This is a genomic window from Enterobacter kobei, assembly GCF_001729765.1.
GTDB classification, from domain to species: Bacteria; Pseudomonadota; Gammaproteobacteria; order Enterobacterales; family Enterobacteriaceae; genus Enterobacter; species Enterobacter kobei.
The window spans coordinates 4191861-4207924 of sequence record NZ_CP017181.1 but is presented as its reverse complement, the minus strand read 5'-3'; the positions used below and the strand labels follow the sequence as shown (position 1 = coordinate 4207924).

Sequence of the window (16064 nt, the reverse complement as noted above, 5' to 3'; positions counted from 1 at the left end):
AAATGGCTGATTTAGACGACATCAAAGACGGGAAGGATTTTGGCATCGGCACGCCACAGCAGAATGTGCCGTTTACCCTGAAGGGCTGTGGTTCGCTGGACTGGGGGATGCAGTCCAGGCTTTCGCGCATCTTCAACCCGCAAAGCAACCGCACGGTGATGCTGGCCTTTGACCACGGTTATTTCCAGGGGCCGACCACCGGCCTTGAGCGTATCGATCTCTCCATTGCGCCGCTGTTTGGCGAAACCGATGTGCTGATGTGTACCCGCGGTATCCTGCGGAGCACCGTGCCTGCGGCCACCAACAAACCGGTTGTGCTGCGCGCCTCCGGCGGTAACTCAATTCTGGGCGAATTGTCCAACGAGTGCGTGGCGGTGGCAATGGAAGATGCGCTCCGGCTGAACGTCTGTGCGGTCGCAGCACAGGTCTACATTGGCAGCGAGTTCGAGCATCAGTCGATCAACAACATCATCAAGCTTGTCGACGCCGGTGCCCGCTACGGCATGCCAACCCTCGCGGTGACAGGGGTGGGGAAAGAGATGGCGCGCGACGCGCGGTATTTCTCACTTGCCAGCCGCATTGCCGCCGAAATGGGGGCGCAGTTCGTCAAAACCTATTATGTGGATGAGGGCTTTGAAAAAGTCACCGCCAGCTGCCCGGTGCCGATCGTCATCGCCGGCGGCAAAAAGCTGCCGGAGCACGAGGCGCTGGAGATGTGCTGGCGCGCGATTGACCAGGGCGCATCCGGTGTGGACATGGGGCGCAATATCTTCCAGTCCAGCGCGCCGCTCGCCATGCTGAAGGCAGTGAAAAAAGTAGTTCACGAGAACATGAGCGCCCGTGAAGCGTTCCAGTTCTGGCAGGAAGAGAAACAGGGAGAAGCAAAATGAACGTGACGTTAGTGGAGATCAACATCAAACCCGAGCGGGTGGACGAGTTTCTGACGGTGTTTCGCGCCAACCATGAAGGGGCGATTAAGGAGCCGGGAAACCTGCGTTTTGACGTCCTGCAGGATCCGAGGGTGAAAACCCGGTTCTTTATCTACGAAGCCTATAAAGACGAAGCGGCGGTGCTGGCGCATAAGCAGACGCCGCACTATCTGGCGTGCGTGGATAAGCTTGAGGACCTGATGTCGGAGCCGCGCAAAAAACGCAGTTTTGTGGGGTTGTTGCCGGAGTAGTTTTTTTTGCCCGGTAGACCGGTCTGCCGGGCAAGCATCGATCAGGGATGATGCTTTTGTAACGTTGTGAGCAGGCTGTCTGCACAATATTGTCTGAGGAGTTTTTCATCTCTTTCAGGCAGGCCGCTGTGAAGAAACGCTTCCAGACTCTCGGTATTTACACCGTTAAAAATGAAAATACGGTCGGGATGGTAAAGCGCCATGTTTTTAATCGACGCGTTTGTGGTGATCAGCTTCTTATTCAGAATCAGGGCTTCCAGAGCGCGGAGAGTTAATCCCTGTTGCTCAGGTTTGTTTATTTCCAGCATGACAGAGCAGCGTTTGGCTTTTTCAATATTTTCCTGATAACTCAGTTTTTTATTTTGACAATTATCGGGATAGTTACCCTGGTTATCGTACTTATCCAGCAGGTAGAAATCTGTCTTGTAGCCGCAATTTTCGAGTACCGGCGTCAATGTGCGCACAACATTTGCGCGAATGGGTTCATAGCCACCGACAAAAAAACAGCTTTTATTTTCAGTTGGATTTTGTTTTTGAAACTGCTCGATTTCTTTCCAGCTAAAGGGCAAAAACTGCTCAATCGCACGCAGGTTATAACGTTCGCAATCGGCGGGATCAAAGCTATAAATAGCATCAAAGACCGGGCGAACGGTCTCGATGTAATCTTGATCCTGAGCCAGTTGCCCAAGGTGACGTCGTTTCCGTGTCAGGGCTTCAACGGAGTCGCGGAGAATCAGCACTTTTTTACAAGGCATACTGGCGACATAATCCAGGAATGGAAAGACGCTGTATCCATTGCAAATCGCAATATCATCGGGCTTGATTGCTGATAATTTCACAGCACAGTGGGTGCGTTTATGCCATTTTTTTAATGCGTTGCCTGGTAACAGGGCATTGATTGATTTATAACGTCGCATAATGCGATTAATTTGCTTAACGGGATGATCCTGAGCAAGCGAATTAAGCATCATGATTTCGAAAGGATTGACCCATTCCAGAAAAAAATAGCGCATGGTCCCTCAGAGGTGGCTGGCCGATTATCGGGAAATGATATCTCATACTGGAAAAGGAATCATTATTGCGAGATTCCACGTTTGATCGGGGACGCAACAGATTGATGAAGTTTTGTAGGCCGGGTAAGCGCTAGCGCCACCCGGCATTTTTCAGGCCAGCTTCAGGTCCGCCAGGATCGCAGCAAGCGCCTCGCGCGGCTCACCCTGAATCGCCTGCAGTGGGAAGGGGAGCGCCGGTGCCTCCACTTTTCCCATCATCTCGGCTGCCGCTGCCATCACCCGCACGCTGCCGTAACGGCGGAACAGCGCCCACAGTGGCTCCAGACGTTCTGATTCCATGCTGTCTTTCGAGTGCGCAATTGCCAGTGCCGCCTGAGGGAACAGCCCGCCGACGACGGAATACCAGACGTCAAACCCGGCCTGCAGGGCGGATGCTGCCCGCCAGTCGCCGCTTATCCCCAGCGTGACCGTCTTCGGAAGACGCGCCCGCACCCGCGACACATCCTCCGGCATGTGGCCCATTTTCACCGAGCCAATATTGGGCAGCGCCGCCACGGCAAACATCAGCTCGTCGCTAAACTCAAACCCGGTGGTGGCGGGATTATCATAAACGCACAGCGGGACGGAGAGCTGGCGAGTTACCGTCTCATATAGCGAATATACCTCGTCCGTCGTCAAACGCTGGTACGACACCGGTGCCATCAGCACGCTGGATGCTCCCGCCTTCTGCGCGTGCTCAGCCAGACGCAGAATGTCATCCAGTCTCAGTGCGCCAATACTGACCATGACCGGAATGCCATTGGCATGTTCCACCGCGCAGCGGGTAATATGCGTGCGCTCCTCAACGGTGAGGTAGGCATAGCTGCCCGTTGAACCCAGAATACCCAGCGAATCCACCCCCGCGTCGACCAGGGGGCGAAGCAGGTTGATAAAGGCCTGCTCGTCAAACTTCCCCTCTTTCAGGGGCGTTAACGGAAACGCACTTAACCCGTGAAACATCGTGTTGTCCTCTTACAGTTCCAGCAGTTGAACCTGAGCCGTTGCGCCTAGCATTAATCGTTGCAGATTGCTGACCAGCTCCTCGCCCGCTTCTTCGAGCGCACCTGACGGCATCGTTGGCAGACTTTCGAGAATAAACCACATGGTCTGCGCCTGGCTATCAAGACGGGTACGTATCCCTTGTCGCCAGTTCCAGCGACGACAGGTGACGCCCATATCGTCGCGCCAGATGACCTCGCCAGCATCCGGGTATTCCACCACCGGCTGGCCCTCTTTCAGGGTGTCAAAGGGTTCATTGCCCTCGGCCAGCGTCAGGCGCGGCGCACCGGAATAGGCCGCGAGATTCTCGCCCCCTACCGGAATGGCGTAGCGAATACTGACCGCATTATAGATGTCCACTACCGGGTCGAGTGAAGGTAGCGAACCGTCTTTAAGCACCCGCTTTCGCAGTGCGGAGGCCGAGCAGGGGGTACGTTTTGGCTTCGCGCCAAAGTTTTTAAATACCTCATCCCAGGCGGCGAGATGCGCTTGTGCCCACGGTACATCATCATTCAACACCTGCTGGCAAGCCTGCGTCAGCGCGGCGGGGGCAACTTCTGGATGGGTAATCTGTGCGGCTTCAACCAGAATGCTCAGCGCCCGAAAGCCCGGGGCAATCCCGGCAAGACGCGGGTCTATTGACGGCGTAACGAGAGACATAAATAATCCTGTATCGACTGTTTTATACCATGGTAGTGACCAATGACTGATAAAGTCAATATAATGACTGAGCAGGGGGCCGATGTTGCCCAGGTAAGCCTGGCCGTGGCGAACCGCATCCGCAACTGGCGTAAAGATAAAAAATTGTCGCTGGATGAGCTATCCCGCCGCGCCAGCGTCAGCAAAGGCATGCTGGTGGAGATCGAAAAGGGGGCCGCCAATCCCAGTATCGCTATCCTGTGCAAACTGGCTGCCGCGCTGGGCGTTTCCGTGGCGGATATTGTTAACGTCTCCAGCGAACCGGTCGTGCATGTTATTGAAAAACAGGCCATCCCGGTTCTGTGGCAGGGCGCAAAGGGCGGTTCTGCCAGATTACTGGCGGGTACCGCTGGCCCGGACATGATTGAACTGTGGCAGTGGGAGATGCAGCCGGGGGAACACTTCTCTTCACCGGGGCACCCGGCAGGCACATGTGAACTGCTACACGTGAACGAGGGGGTATTGTCGCTGACGGTGGGCGAGACGGTGACGCAGGTTGAGGCTGGCGCGTCGGCGGTGGCGAAAACGGAAGCCGCACACGGCTACGGGAATGAAGGCGATACCGTGCTTCGCTTCACCATGACGGTGGCGGAGTTTCACCGGTAAAAAACTGCCCGGCGGCGCTAACGCTTACCGGGCTTGCTTAGGCCGGGTAAGCGTAGCGTCACCCGGCGCTTTTTACGCCTCTTCCACGCTCACACGCAGTGCTGCCAGCGCTTTACGTGCCGCTTTCAGCACCTGCTCGCACTGCTCAATCGTCAGCGTCAGCGGCGGTTCAATACGGATGGTTTTCGAGTTGTTGAGCGTTCCGGCCACCAGTACCCGCTGGCGGAACATCTCGCTCGCGAAGCTATAGCCGATTTCGTTGTCGACAAACTCAATCGCCATCAATAACCCTCTGCCGCGTGCATCCTGCACCAGATCCGGATATTCCCGGCCCAGCTGGCGGAAGCCATCCAGCAGCATGTCGCCTTTCTGCTCCGCCTGCGCAGGCAGGTTTTGTTCCAGCAGCACGTTGATGGTCGCCAGCGCCGCCGCACAGGCCAGCGGGTTACCGCCAAAGGTCGTGGTATGCAGGAACGGGTTGTCGAACAGCACCGAGAATACCTCCTCGGTGGCTACCGTAGCACCAATTGGCATCACGCCGCCGCCGAGCGCTTTCGCCAGACACAGAATGTCTGGCTGAACGTTCTCGTGCTCGCAGGCAAACATCTTGCCGGTGCGTCCCATCCCGGTCTGGACTTCGTCGAGGATCAGCAGGGCGCCAAACTCATCGCACAGCTGACGCACGGCAGGCAAATAGCCCTGCGGAGGCAGGATCACGCCGCCTTCGCCCTGAATCGGCTCCAGGATCACCGCCGCCACGTCATCGCCGGTTTTACGGCATTCACTCAGCGCGGTGCGCATGGCGTTAACGTCGCCGAACGGCACGTGGCGGAAGCCCGGCAGCAGCGGCATAAACGGCTTGCGGAAGGTGGATTTAGCGGTCGCCGACAGTGCGCCCAGGGATTTACCGTGGAACGCGCCGCTGGTGGCAATGAAGGTGAATTTCCCACGCGGCGACTGGTACGCTTTGGCGAGTTTAATCGCCGCTTCGACCGATTCCGTGCCGCTGTTACTAAAGAAGCTGTATTTCAGTTTGCCGGGCGTTAAGGCCGCCAGCGTTTTCGCGAGCATGGCGCGAAGCGGGTCGAGCAGTTCCTGGCTATGGAGAGGTTGTTTCGCAAGTTGATTCTGTACGGCGGAAACCACAACTGGATTACGGTGCCCCACGTTGAAGATACCAAAACCACCAAGGCAATCGATAAACTCCTGTCCCTGGGTGTCGACAAGCGTGTTCAGACTTCCCGCTTGCCACTCTACGGCTCCGTAATCCCCGCCGGCGGTAACAGATTTGCGATATTCCAGAAATCCTGGATTGACGTGCTCTTTAAAGTAATCGATGACCTCTCGGTTAAGTTGTTTCATCTCCTCATGATCAAGCGTTTGCTTCTCTATGAGATTCAATGCGTGCGCGGTACAGGCAAGAGCCGAGGCGCTGGAAGGTAACCTGTTCAAAATATGCTCCCGGGGATCGCGTATCACATGATACTGGTTTAAGTATTGCAGGGATTACGCCACTTCAGAGGACTTAACGAAAATCGGGATAAACGCCAGGTTAAAATTATGTTGCACAATATTTAATCATGCCGATACAACCGAAACGGGATTTAGCGATAAGGCACAGCACGTGCAGGACGGGGCATAAAAGCGCAATTGCACGAAAGGAGTGCAATGCATGCCACTTAAGCGGGCGTTAACAGGTCATGCTTTGCAGGTAATTTCTAGGAGAAAGTATTTCAAATCAATGAATTATAAATTCTCACAAAAAGTGCGGTTTAAGTGAAATCTGCGATCTCCATCAAGTTTAACAACTAAAGATAAATTGGTTACCGCCGAAAAAACAATTACCCACAAATTTAACATTCAAATAACCTGCAAGGGATGCTCACAATGTCCTCTCCAACCTATGTCACCCAGAATGAATACCCTCTGGACGATGACACCACCTTAATGTCTACCACAGACATCCACAGCTACATTACCCACGCCAACGACACGTTTGTGCAGGTGAGCGGTTACCCGCTTGATGAGCTGACGGGCCAGCCGCACAATATGGTGCGCCACCCTGATATGCCAAAAGCCGCCTTTGCCGATATGTGGTACACCCTGCAACAGGGGGAACCGTGGAGCGGGATTGTCAAAAATCGGCGCAAAAACGGTGACCACTACTGGGTGCGCGCGAATGCGGTGCCAATGGTGCGTCACGGGAAGGTGACGGGCTATATGTCGATCCGCACCAAAGCCACGGCGGAAGAGATAGCCTCCGTGGAGCCGCTCTACCGCGCGCTGAATGACGGCAGCTGTAAGAAACGTATTCATAAAGGACTGGTGGTGGGAAAGGGCTGGCTGGGTAAACTGCCGGCCATGCCTCTGCGCTGGCGGGTGCGTAGCGTAATGGCGGTGCTTTTTGCCTTCCTCGCCGCCACGCTGGTCGCCACCTCCGCAGGGTGGATGCCGCTCGTTGCGGCTGCGGTGGTCATGCTGCTGGGGACGCTGCTGTTTGAGCAACAGATTGTGCGTCCGGTCGAAAACGTGGCGCGACAGGCGCTGAGGGTGGCTACCGGGGAGCGCAACAGCGTGCAGCATCTGAACCGCAGTGACGAGCTGGGACTGACCCTGCGCGCGATAGGCCAGCTTGGGCTGATGTGCCGCTGGTTGATCAACGACGTCTCGAGCCAGGTGGTGAGCGTGCGTGACGGCAGCGACAGGCTGGCCCGGGGTAATGAAGATCTGAACGATCGTACGCGTCAGACGGTAGCGAATGTGCAGCAGACCGTCGCAACGATGAACCAGATGGCCGCGTCCGTGCAGAGCAACTCTGAAACTGCCGCCGAGGTGGATAAACTCTCCGTTGCCGCGAGCAGTGCGGCGACGAAGGGCGGCAATGCGATGCAGACCGTGGTCAAAACCATGGATGACATCGCCGACAGCACGCAGCGAATTGGCTCGATTACCTCCCTGATAAACGACATCGCTTTCCAGACCAATATCCTGGCGCTCAATGCGGCAGTTGAAGCGGCACGGGCGGGTGAGCAGGGGAAAGGGTTTGCCGTGGTCGCGGGCGAAGTCCGCCATCTCGCCAGCCGCAGCGCCAGTGCGGCTAACGATATTCGTAAACTCATTGATGCCAGCGCCAGCAAAGTGCAGTCCGGCTCCGAGCAGGTGCACGCCGCTGGCCGCACGATGGATGACATTGTCGAGCAGGTGAAAAACGTGACGCAGCTTATCGCTCAGATCAGTCACTCCACCTCCGAGCAGGCCACCGGGCTCTCAGAATTAACCCGTGCGGTGGCCGAGCTGGACAGCATCACGCAGAAAAATGCCGACCTGGTCGAGGAGAGCGCGCACATTTCTGCCATGGTGAAACACCGTGCCGGGCGTCTGAAGGATGCGGTAACCGTGCTCCATTGAGTCAGTAAAGTTCCGGAAAAGCCGTTTATTCAGTAAGGAATAAACGGCTTTTTTATGGCTGCTTGTGACTATTAATGTGCTTTATTGTTAATATAATATTAAATAACTAAAAAAAGTGCCTCAGTTATTTATTCCTGCCTAAGTCAGTTTCCCATGATGCTGTTTTGCAAAACACGCTTCTGGTGGTCTGGTAACGATCGATGAGACGAAATTAATAGTCTCTGCCTATCCATTGTGATGGTTATGAAATAAAAAAACGATCAAAGTCATAAAGTTAGCGAATTCGTTACCGATAACAGCAATCGTCTGAGAAATAATCACATCGATGGAGTAAATATGTTCTTACATGACGTAAAGATCGGCACGAAATTATTTCTGGCGTTTGGGTTCTTTATTGTCCTGATGGCAATCAGCGCGAGCCTGTCTCTGCTGAGTCTGAACCGGGCAAATAATGGGATGCAATCCATTATTACCCGTGATTATCCGACCACGGTAAAAGCGAACCAGTTAATCGATAACTTCCAGGAATTTATTAGCACTCAACAGCTGATGCTGCTGGACGAGCAGGGAACTTACACGGGGCAATCTCAGCAGCACCTGAAAGAGATCAGCGAGCACATCACGGTGATCCTGGGCGAGCTGAACAACGCGTTGCAGGATGAAAAGTCTCAGCAGGTGCTGGCGGATATCCGTAGTGTGCGCCAGCAGTATCTGGACTCGCGCTATCGCATCCTGCAGGCGGTGCAGAACAACAATCGTGCGGGTGCCATTCAAGAGATGATGACCACCACCCTTGCCGTGCAGCAGGCTTATAAAGCGAAGGTGAAGGAGCTGATTGCCATTCAAAACAGCGAGATGCAGAATGCAGGCGCGCAGGTAGAAGGGGATTTCAGGTCTAACCGACTGCTGCTGATCCTCATCACCCTCTTTAGCGTCGCGGCAGGCAGCCTGATCGGCTGGTTTATCGTGCGCGCTATCACCCGTCCGCTCGGCGAGGCGGTGAATTTTGCGAAGGCCATTTCAGAGGGCGATCTGACGGGCAGCATCACGCCGCACGGCAAAGACGAAACGGGCTTACTGCTGCATGCGTTGATGGAGATGAAAAACCGTCTGCTGGACATTGTGCAGCAGGTGCAAACCGGCTCGGAGAATATCTCCAGCGCAGCCGCGCAGATCGTTGCGGGTAACTAGGATCTCGCCGCGCGCACGGAAGAGCAGGCAAGTTCCGTTGAACAGACAGCAGCCTCGATGGAGCAGATCACCGCGACGGTGAAAAACACCGCCTCGCACACTGGCGAAGCGACCAACCTCTCGGCAGATGCTGCCACGGTGGTCAAAAACAACGGTGAGATGATGAAGCAGGTGACCAGCAAAATGCGCCTGATTAACGAGACGTCGAACCGGATGTCCGACATTATCGACCTGATCGACGCCATTGCTTTCCAGACCAACATTCTGGCGCTGAACGCGGCCGTGGAAGCAGCGCGCGCCGGTGAGCACGGTCGTGGCTTTGCGGTGGTAGCCGGTGAGGTGCGCCAGCTTGCCCAGAAGAGCGCATCGTCGGCCAGCGAAATCCGTGAGCTGATTGAGAGCTCCACCAGTCAGACCCAGGACGGCATGAACCTGGTGGAAAAAGCGAGCGCGCTGATCAACGGGATGGTGGGCAACGTGGAAGAGATGGACGTCATCCTGCGTGAGATCCGCCAGGCCAGCCATGAGCAGACGGAAGGGATCTCGCAGATTAACAGCGCGATTGGCCTGATTGATGCCACCACCCAGCAGAACTCCGCGCTGGTGGAGGAGTCCGTCGCCGCGGCGGCATCGCTTAACGAACAGGCGATGCACCTGAAAGAGCTGGTACGCGTCTTCCGCGTGAGCGAACACGCTCCGTCTTAATCCAGCTGGGAGATCTCGAGCGCCGCGCGGTCAATGACGCCGATAATCTGCTTAAGCTGCGCGTCGCTGAGCTCTCCCTGATTCACCTTCAGGTCTAACACCGCTTTAAAGTTATCCAGCGCCCGCTTCATCTGCGGGTTTTTGCGCAGCTGGAAGCCGACAGAACGCGCTTTGATGCGTGCCTGTATGTGCTCAAGCTGTTCCTGGTTCTCATCCAGCCACTGCTGGCCCGTCACGGTAATCGCAATTCGCTTTCTGCCGTTCTCTTCTTCCGTAATCGTGATAAAGGTCTGATCCTGCAGATAATCCAGCGTCGGGTAGATCACCCCAGGGCTCGGGGTGTAATTACCCTGGGTCAGGTTCTCAATCTCTTTGATCAGCTCATAGCCGTGGCTCGCATTGCGGGTCAGGATATCCAGAATCACCAGCCGCAGATCGCCGTGGCCGAAAAAGCGCGGTCGGCGTCCGCCGCCATCATGTTCGTGTCGCATAGTAATTCCTTCAATTTGATATATCTAAACTATATCTAAGATATATTCAGATGCAATCTAAAAGATCTTGCTTTTTTACTGATTAGTAATCATTATCATTTAAAAAATAATTTAGATATATCGTATTCATCAGAGAAGGGGCTAAAAATGGCATCTACCCGTTACCCACAGCGTGTTCGTAATGACCTGCGTTTTCGCGAGCTGACGGTGCTCCGCGTGGAACGCGTGAGCGCGGGTTTCCAGCGTGTTGTATTAGGTGGCGAGGCGCTGGAGGGGTTTAGCTCCCGCGGCTTCGACGACCACACCAAAGTCTTTTTCCCGGCACTGGGGGCGGCGTTTGTGCCGCCCGTGGTGACTGATGAAGGCATCGACTGGGGCGATGGCGTGCGTCCGCAGACGCGCGACTATACGCCGCTGTATGATGAGTCTCGCCATGAACTGGTGCTCGATTTCTTCATTCATGACGGCGGCATTGCCAGCAACTGGGCGGTTGAGGCGAAAGCGGGGGACACGTTGACCATTGGTGGGCCGCGCGGTTCGCTGGTGGTGCCGGAAGATTACGCCTGGCAACTGTACGTGTGTGATGAATCCGGTATGCCTGCGCTACGTCGACGCTTAGAGAGTCTTGCTAAACTGCCGGTTCGCCCAGAAATTCACGCGGTAGTAACGGTCGGGAACGACGCATATAAGGACTATCTGGCGCACCTGAGCGACGTCGACATCACCTGGGTAGTGGGCCACAGCGAGCAGGCGGTGGCGGATCGTCTGGCGGCGTTGACCGTTCCGGCGGAAGAGTACTTTATCTGGCTGACCGGGGAAGGAAAGGTAGTAAAAAGCCTGAGCCGTCAGTTTGACACTGACGCGATTGATCAACAGTTGGTGCGTGCCAGCGCCTACTGGCACGCTAAATAATCAGGCTGCTGAATCCATCTGCGCTTCGTTCACCTGGTGTTCGAGCGAGGCGCGAACCTCGTGCAGGGCTTTCTCCTGCTGAGCAAAGTACGCCTCCATATTGCTCAGCGACGACACCAGCAGCCAGGACTCTTCTTTCTCCAGCTCCGCCAGCTCGTTCACTAAGGTGTCGATTTGCTCGCGTACCTGCGCCATTTTTTTGCGGATACGTTCCAGATCGTTCAGCCTGTCGCTGGCCATCAGCGGCTCGAAGCCCTGCTGCAGGCGGGCGACCAGCGAGCGAATAGCCTTGACGTCGCCACGCTGTTTGGCCTGGTTGAGCTGCACCATCATCGCGTTGGCTTCCTCTTTCAGGTCGTCCGCCACCAGGTCCGGATGACAGAGTTTGCTCGCCTGCCGCCAGAGACGCTTGAGTTCGTTCTGATCTTCTTCAGAGAGGAGCTTCCCTTTGCGCAGCCGCATTTCGACATCGTGATGTTGCTCGCGATACTTCTCGTACTCTTCGTTGGCTTCGTCACGCGCCTGGCGAACAGGCTCCTCTTCGCGCGTTAGGCCACTCTCCAGCTCCAGCGCCTCGGCCAGCAAATTAGCAATCAGATTACTTTGCTGCTCCAGATGCTTGCGCGCCTCAGCCGCCTGCACGGAGTCGGCTGGCAGATCGCGCCAGCGCTGGGTGAGCGTCGCCAGCACCTCTACCGCCTGCGCCATATAGCGCTGGCAGCGACGGTAATCTTCCTCGCGACGACGCGCCTCCGCCTGCTGACGACGCAGGTTCAGCTCCGCCAGGGTTTTACGCAGAGCGAGGATCTGCTGCATCAGGGGACCCAGACGGGAGAAATAGAGATCGTTGAACTCATCAAGCTGCTGCACCCGCGCGTTGCGGCGATCGATGAGATCGCGCAGACGCTCTTCCAGCGCCTTCAGCTCCAGCTTGCTGGCTGCCACTTGCGGGTCGCGCCACGGGGTAATGGCGCGCTGGTCCTGCAGCCAGGCGGTAATGGCCCTGATGGCGGCGGTGTAGTTCTTCTGCTCAAGCGCCACGACGATTGCCTGTAGCTCATCGTCAAACGCTTCATTCTTCAGCCGTGTCAGCTGGCTCTGGATGATGTCGTCATCTTCCAGTTCAATGGCATTTTTAATGATTTCTAGCCGTTTGATCGGTGTGCTCATGATGCCTTTCGCTTTGGCGCTTAAGTATTTGAGTTAAGGGTAGTTGTGGGCAACGCTACAGGAAATAATACACACGGATGATGATCGGCGCGATGGGGGATTTCTTTAGTTTTTAGGGTTTGTGAGGGTGAGCGGCAGGACGGACTACATTTGATTGATTGCGTGTGTGCTTGCACAGGGTGCCGCAAAAAATCAGAGGAGGAATATAGCCTGGCGAATGCCAGGAGGAAAACTCAGGGGACAACAAGGGGGCGCCCGTCATTCAGCGAGCACTAGTAGCCAGGCAAATTCTGACAATCATCTCCAAATCTTTAGCAGAGCTGTGGTGGCTTTCTTCTAAGAGACTGTCAATCTGCTCTCCAGTAAGAAAGGCCATCTCACTTTCTTCTGTTCTGAACTGTCGAATGTTATCTAGCGGGTTTGGCGCTTCCCATTCGCCAAGTCGTTTCAATTCATTGAACACCGCGAGGAAATACGCGTGCTCTAAGTTCATGGTGCGAGGCGAAACCTGAGTAACGCGCTTAGTACGGGCAAAATGGCCATCGAGCCTTTTTGCCCGGTACGCGGTGAAAAGCTGGGCTAAGAATTCAGTAGCCAGGGGCGACCCTATGCACAGATCTGCCCAGAGCATGTTGCTTTTACGTTTCTCGCCGTCACGCAAAGTTATTCCATGGCGCTCAAACCATAGATGGACTATATCCGAAAGACGACGTTTGTCTTTGCCCTGGCCTAACCAGGGCGTGTCCTCAAATTTTTGCAGTGTGTAATTTTCAAACGCCAGCGCTTCGCCTTTAGTGACAAACTTCCTACGAACCCGCTTGCCGTCTTTACCATCAGTTCTGTCTACAGTGTAAAAATCAGCAACCCGTTGGCCGTAAGCTAACTTTCTTACAGACATAAATTAACCATTCAAAATGAATTTTTTCTGCTGCTGGAATTCTTCTTCTGTAAGAATCCCTTCTTCTTTCATTTTTGCAAGACGTTCAATTTTCGCCATTTGATCATCGAATGATTGAGTGTCTTTGGTCGGTTCTTGTTGTTGCGAGGCAGGAGCATTCAGAGAGTTTTTTGTTTCGTTCACTAAATTTGTGAAGGGTATAACTGAGCCTTTCATGACATTTTTGATTGTGTAGTTTTGGCCGCTAGTAGAAATCATAATTTCACCAAACATAAGCCCCGTCTTGCCGCCTACGCTCACAATGTTGTTGAGGTTGATGTCAACCTGCTTAACACCAAAAATCATGCCCTTATCAAGGAAAATTACGCGTTTATTTGTCAGTGTGATGAGCCAGGTGTTGCCGTCCATCATGCCACTGGCAATGGCCACCGGACGTTCGCCCGAGTTCAAAATTTCAGGGAGGTGAAAGAATTCTTTTTTTGTACCAAAGGGCGTGTCAGATACAACGCCAGCTAAGCGTTTCATCTCCGCTTTGAGTTGGTCTTTTGATGCTGTTTTGTAGTCAATCATCTTCAAATCCTTATGCTTATCTTATTGTTAATACAACCCTACCAAGAATTTTTATATCTTCTATTGCACAATCAAAGGCCATGCCGACGCCACTTACTCTGACTTTCTTAATTGGGATGCGGGTAAGTGTGCAAATGCTTATTTTACCTTCAATTTCAACCAACCACTGATCGTCATAAACCTCAGTAAATAAGGTATCCACGATAAATTGGCTATTATCTTCCTGGACGCAGATTGGGGACTTAGGTAAAGGGACTCCCGGGAGGAATGAGACCTTATCCAACATGTACCTGCCAGCATCGTAAAGAAGGCCATCAACGATTTTTCGACGAGGCATTTTTATAATGTCGAGTTCTTCGTCGTCAAATTTCCTGTCTTGACCAGTAGCAAGCCATTCTAAGGAAGGTGCGAACAAGTTCCTGATATGAGATCATCATATTCATCCGGAGCGCATCCCAGAGGGACATCATGAGCCATCAACTCACCTTCGCCGATAGTGAATTCAGCACTAAGCGCCGTCAGACCCGAAAAGAGATTTTCCTCTCCCGCATGGAGCAGATTCTGCCATGGCAGAATATGACCGCTGTCATCGAGCCGTTTTATCCCAAGGCGGGCAATGGCCGACGGCCCTATCCGCTGGAGACCATGCTGCGTATTCACTGCATGCAGCATTGGTACAACCTGAGCGACGGTGCCATGGAAGATGCCCTGTACGAAATCGCCTCCATGCGCCTGTTTGCCCGATTATCCCTGGATAGCGCCCTGCCGGATCGCACCACCATCATGAATTTCCGCCACCTGCTCGAGCAGCATCAACTGGCCCGTCAATTGTTCAAGACCATCAATCGCTGGCTGGCCGAAGCAGGCGTCATGATGACCCAAGGCACTTTGGTGGATGCCACCATCATTGAGGCACCCAGCTCTACCAAGAACAAAGAGCAGCAACGCGATCCGGAGATGCATCAGACCAAGAAAGGCAATCAGTGGCACTTTGGCATGAAGGCCCACATTGGTGTCGATGCCAAGAGTGGCCTGACCCACAGCCTGGTCACCACCGCGGCCAACGAGCATGACCTCAATCAGCTGGGTAATCTGCTTCATGGAGAGGAGCAATTTGTCTCAGCCGATGCCGGCTACCAAGGAGCGCCACAGCGCGAGGAGCTGGCCGAGGTGGATGTGGACTGGCTGATCGCCGAGCGTCCCGGCAAGGTAAAAACCTTGAAGCAGCATCCGCGCAAGAACAAAACGGCCATCAACATCGAATACATGAAAGCCAGCATCCGTGCCAGGGTGGAGCACCCGTTTCGCATCATCAAGCGGCAGTTCGGCTTCGTGAAAGCCAGATACAAAGGGCTGCTGAAAAACGATAACCAACTGGCGATGTTATTCACCCTGGCCAACCTGTTTCGGGTGGACCAAATGATACGTCAGTGGGAGAGATCTCAGTAAAAACCGGAAATAACGCCAGAAATGGTGGAAAAAATAGCCTAAATAGGCTGATTCGATGTGTTTGCGGGAAAAAAATCGGCCCAGATCCGCGAAATTTTAATCAGCGAGTCAGCTTGGGAAGAAATGACCTGCTTATTCGCACCTTCCCTAACGATGCGCCAGTTTCAGCTACACACCTAACTACCATGTCAGCGGGAAAGCCGCCTCGTTTGTAGCGTCCAGCCAGGCTACTCGATGCCATTCCAAAGTGATCGGCAAGCATCAGCTTAGACGTAAGCCATAAGCATTAATCACTCTGTCGAGTACTTCATTGCTGTGGCTGATTTGTCCGTAAGAGAATTTGCCCATAATTTAGTCAGGTTTTCGCAAAATGCGATAAATCGATTTATTTGTCGCTTAATGCGATCTGGACTCTCCTTGTTGTAGCTTTTTACGAGTATAGGTTAATAACAGTGGATATTGGCGTATCCACAGCAAGAGGAGTTTGCATTATGCGTCCCAACATTACAATCGTGATCCCCGATCCATACATTCCACTTGATGCATATTGCCGCCGTACTGGCATGTCGCGAAGTACTGCTGAGAATTTGATTTCCTACGGAAAACTCCCTATCAAGCCTAAAGGTGCACAGAAAAAAGGGCTGGTTGAAGTGAACATGGTCACCTTAACCGTAATGGCGTTAAGCGAATGTGATGTTTCGCTTAACGCGTAATTCATCCTACGGATTAGGGAG

Annotated in this window: 15 protein-coding genes and 4 pseudogenes; 9 read left to right on the top strand and 10 right to left on the bottom strand. The window is 53.9% G+C overall.

The features are described 5' to 3' along the window. Positions 1-2: 2 nt before the first annotated feature. On the top strand, positions 3-890 hold the full coding sequence (gene lsrF, locus BFV64_RS20375) for a 3-hydroxy-5-phosphonooxypentane-2,4-dione thiolase (protein WP_014885309.1): 888 nt from the start codon (positions 3-5) through the stop codon (positions 888-890). Next, positions 887-1180 carry a (4S)-4-hydroxy-5-phosphonooxypentane-2,3-dione isomerase gene (lsrG, locus tag BFV64_RS20370; RefSeq protein ID WP_023331350.1) on the top strand — a complete coding sequence of 98 codons (294 nt, stop codon included), beginning with the start codon at positions 887-889 and terminating at the stop codon, positions 1178-1180. Before lsrF ends, lsrG begins: the two co-directional genes overlap by 4 nt. Before the next feature lie 41 nt (positions 1181-1221). On the opposite strand, the gene BFV64_RS20365 is transcribed toward lsrG, so the two are convergent. The 3 genes from BFV64_RS20365 to BFV64_RS20355 form a co-directional block, all read right to left on the bottom strand. Next, positions 1222-2193 (bottom strand): WaaS/CpsH family glycosyltransferase, encoded by a 972-nt coding sequence (locus tag BFV64_RS20365; protein ID WP_045268585.1) that lies wholly within the window; start codon positions 2191-2193, stop codon positions 1222-1224. A gap of 150 nt (positions 2194-2343) precedes the next feature. Beyond that, on the bottom strand, positions 2344-3192 hold the full coding sequence (locus tag BFV64_RS20360) for a dihydrodipicolinate synthase family protein (protein WP_069602403.1): 849 nt from the start codon (positions 3190-3192) through the stop codon (positions 2344-2346). Between the two features lie 12 nt (positions 3193-3204). Continuing rightward, entirely contained in the window at positions 3205-3891 is a 687-nt protein-coding gene (locus tag BFV64_RS20355) for a B3/B4 domain-containing protein (protein ID WP_069602402.1), read from the bottom strand. 42 nt (positions 3892-3933) lie between these two features. Between BFV64_RS20355 and BFV64_RS20350 the strand changes: the two genes are divergently transcribed. After that, positions 3934-4536, top strand: a complete 603-nt coding sequence (locus BFV64_RS20350; protein ID WP_023331347.1) for a helix-turn-helix domain-containing protein — start codon at positions 3934-3936, stop codon at positions 4534-4536. A gap of 72 nt (positions 4537-4608) precedes the next feature. On the opposite strand, the gene ygjG is transcribed toward BFV64_RS20350, so the two are convergent. Then, positions 4609-5988 (bottom strand): putrescine aminotransferase, encoded by a 1380-nt coding sequence (gene ygjG / locus BFV64_RS20345; RefSeq protein ID WP_032635487.1) that lies wholly within the window; start codon positions 5986-5988, stop codon positions 4609-4611. A 435-nt stretch (positions 5989-6423) separates the two neighbouring features. Here ygjG and BFV64_RS20340 point away from each other — a divergent pair, with 435 nt between their 5' ends. Both BFV64_RS20340 and BFV64_RS20335 read left to right on the top strand, forming a co-directional pair. Further along, positions 6424-7944, top strand: coding sequence for a methyl-accepting chemotaxis protein (locus BFV64_RS20340; RefSeq protein WP_069602401.1), 1521 nt, complete (start codon positions 6424-6426; stop codon positions 7942-7944). A gap of 336 nt (positions 7945-8280) precedes the next feature. Next, positions 8281-9840, top strand: a pseudogene (locus tag BFV64_RS20335) (methyl-accepting chemotaxis protein). Here BFV64_RS20335 and BFV64_RS20330 read toward each other — a convergent pair. Beyond that, on the bottom strand, positions 9837-10331 hold the full coding sequence (locus BFV64_RS20330; protein ID WP_014885300.1) for a PadR family transcriptional regulator: 495 nt from the start codon (positions 10329-10331) through the stop codon (positions 9837-9839). The pseudogene BFV64_RS20335 and the gene BFV64_RS20330 overlap by 4 nt on opposite strands. Before the next feature lie 147 nt (positions 10332-10478). Between BFV64_RS20330 and BFV64_RS20325 the strand changes: the two genes are divergently transcribed. Beyond that, entirely contained in the window at positions 10479-11243 is a 765-nt protein-coding gene (locus BFV64_RS20325; RefSeq protein WP_069602400.1) for a siderophore-interacting protein, read from the top strand. On the opposite strand, the gene BFV64_RS20320 is transcribed toward BFV64_RS20325, so the two are convergent. From BFV64_RS20320 to BFV64_RS20305, 4 genes and pseudogenes are all read right to left on the bottom strand, one after another. Further along, positions 11244-12413, bottom strand: coding sequence for a coiled-coil domain-containing protein (locus BFV64_RS20320; protein WP_069602399.1), 1170 nt, complete (start codon positions 12411-12413; stop codon positions 11244-11246). 265 nt (positions 12414-12678) lie between these two features. Then, a pseudogene (locus tag BFV64_RS20315) lies at positions 12679-13311 on the bottom strand (phage integrase); the annotation flags it as partial. 3 nt (positions 13312-13314) lie between these two features. Continuing rightward, on the bottom strand, positions 13315-13881 hold the full coding sequence (locus BFV64_RS20310; protein ID WP_014885296.1) for a PH domain-containing protein: 567 nt from the start codon (positions 13879-13881) through the stop codon (positions 13315-13317). A gap of 16 nt (positions 13882-13897) precedes the next feature. Further along, positions 13898-14284: pseudogene (locus BFV64_RS20305) on the bottom strand (S24/S26 family peptidase); the annotation flags it as partial. A 65-nt stretch (positions 14285-14349) separates the two neighbouring features. On the opposite strand from BFV64_RS20305, the gene BFV64_RS20300 reads away from it, so the two are divergent. After that, positions 14350-15330, top strand: a complete 981-nt coding sequence (locus BFV64_RS20300; protein WP_000019445.1) for an IS5-like element ISKpn26 family transposase — start codon at positions 14350-14352, stop codon at positions 15328-15330. Then, positions 15312-15545 (top strand): hypothetical protein, encoded by a 234-nt coding sequence (locus tag BFV64_RS26080; protein WP_335671932.1) that lies wholly within the window; start codon positions 15312-15314, stop codon positions 15543-15545. The genes BFV64_RS20300 and BFV64_RS26080 overlap by 19 nt, the downstream gene beginning before the upstream one ends. Here BFV64_RS26080 and BFV64_RS24720 read toward each other — a convergent pair. Continuing rightward, positions 15479-15678: pseudogene (locus BFV64_RS24720) on the bottom strand (helix-turn-helix domain-containing protein); the annotation flags it as partial. The gene BFV64_RS26080 and the pseudogene BFV64_RS24720 sit on opposite strands and share 67 nt — an antisense overlap. A gap of 143 nt (positions 15679-15821) precedes the next feature. Here BFV64_RS24720 and BFV64_RS20295 point away from each other — a divergent pair. Next, positions 15822-16043, top strand: coding sequence for a hypothetical protein (locus BFV64_RS20295; protein WP_014885294.1), 222 nt, complete (start codon positions 15822-15824; stop codon positions 16041-16043). Positions 16044-16064: the final 21 nt, after the last annotated feature.

Coding starts and splice junctions, on each gene's coding strand:
- lsrF (WP_014885309.1), top strand. CDS start 3: ATGGCTGATTTAGACGACATCAAAGACGGGAAGGATTTTGGCATCGGC.
- lsrG (WP_023331350.1), top strand. CDS start 887: ATGAACGTGACGTTAGTGGAGATCAACATCAAACCCGAGCGGGTGGAC.
- BFV64_RS20365 (WP_045268585.1), bottom strand. CDS start 2,193: ATGCGCTATTTTTTTCTGGAATGGGTCAATCCTTTCGAAATCATGATG.
- BFV64_RS20360 (WP_069602403.1), bottom strand. CDS start 3,192: ATGTTTCACGGGTTAAGTGCGTTTCCGTTAACGCCCCTGAAAGAGGGG.
- BFV64_RS20355 (WP_069602402.1), bottom strand. CDS start 3,891: ATGTCTCTCGTTACGCCGTCAATAGACCCGCGTCTTGCCGGGATTGCC.
- BFV64_RS20350 (WP_023331347.1), top strand. CDS start 3,934: ATGACTGATAAAGTCAATATAATGACTGAGCAGGGGGCCGATGTTGCC.
- BFV64_RS20340 (WP_069602401.1), top strand. CDS start 6,424: ATGTCCTCTCCAACCTATGTCACCCAGAATGAATACCCTCTGGACGAT.
- BFV64_RS20330 (WP_014885300.1), bottom strand. CDS start 10,331: ATGCGACACGAACATGATGGCGGCGGACGCCGACCGCGCTTTTTCGGC.
- BFV64_RS20325 (WP_069602400.1), top strand. CDS start 10,479: ATGGCATCTACCCGTTACCCACAGCGTGTTCGTAATGACCTGCGTTTT.
- BFV64_RS20320 (WP_069602399.1), bottom strand. CDS start 12,413: ATGAGCACACCGATCAAACGGCTAGAAATCATTAAAAATGCCATTGAA.
- BFV64_RS20310 (WP_014885296.1), bottom strand. CDS start 13,881: ATGATTGACTACAAAACAGCATCAAAAGACCAACTCAAAGCGGAGATG.
- BFV64_RS20300 (WP_000019445.1), top strand. CDS start 14,350: ATGAGCCATCAACTCACCTTCGCCGATAGTGAATTCAGCACTAAGCGC.
- BFV64_RS20295 (WP_014885294.1), top strand. CDS start 15,822: ATGCGTCCCAACATTACAATCGTGATCCCCGATCCATACATTCCACTT.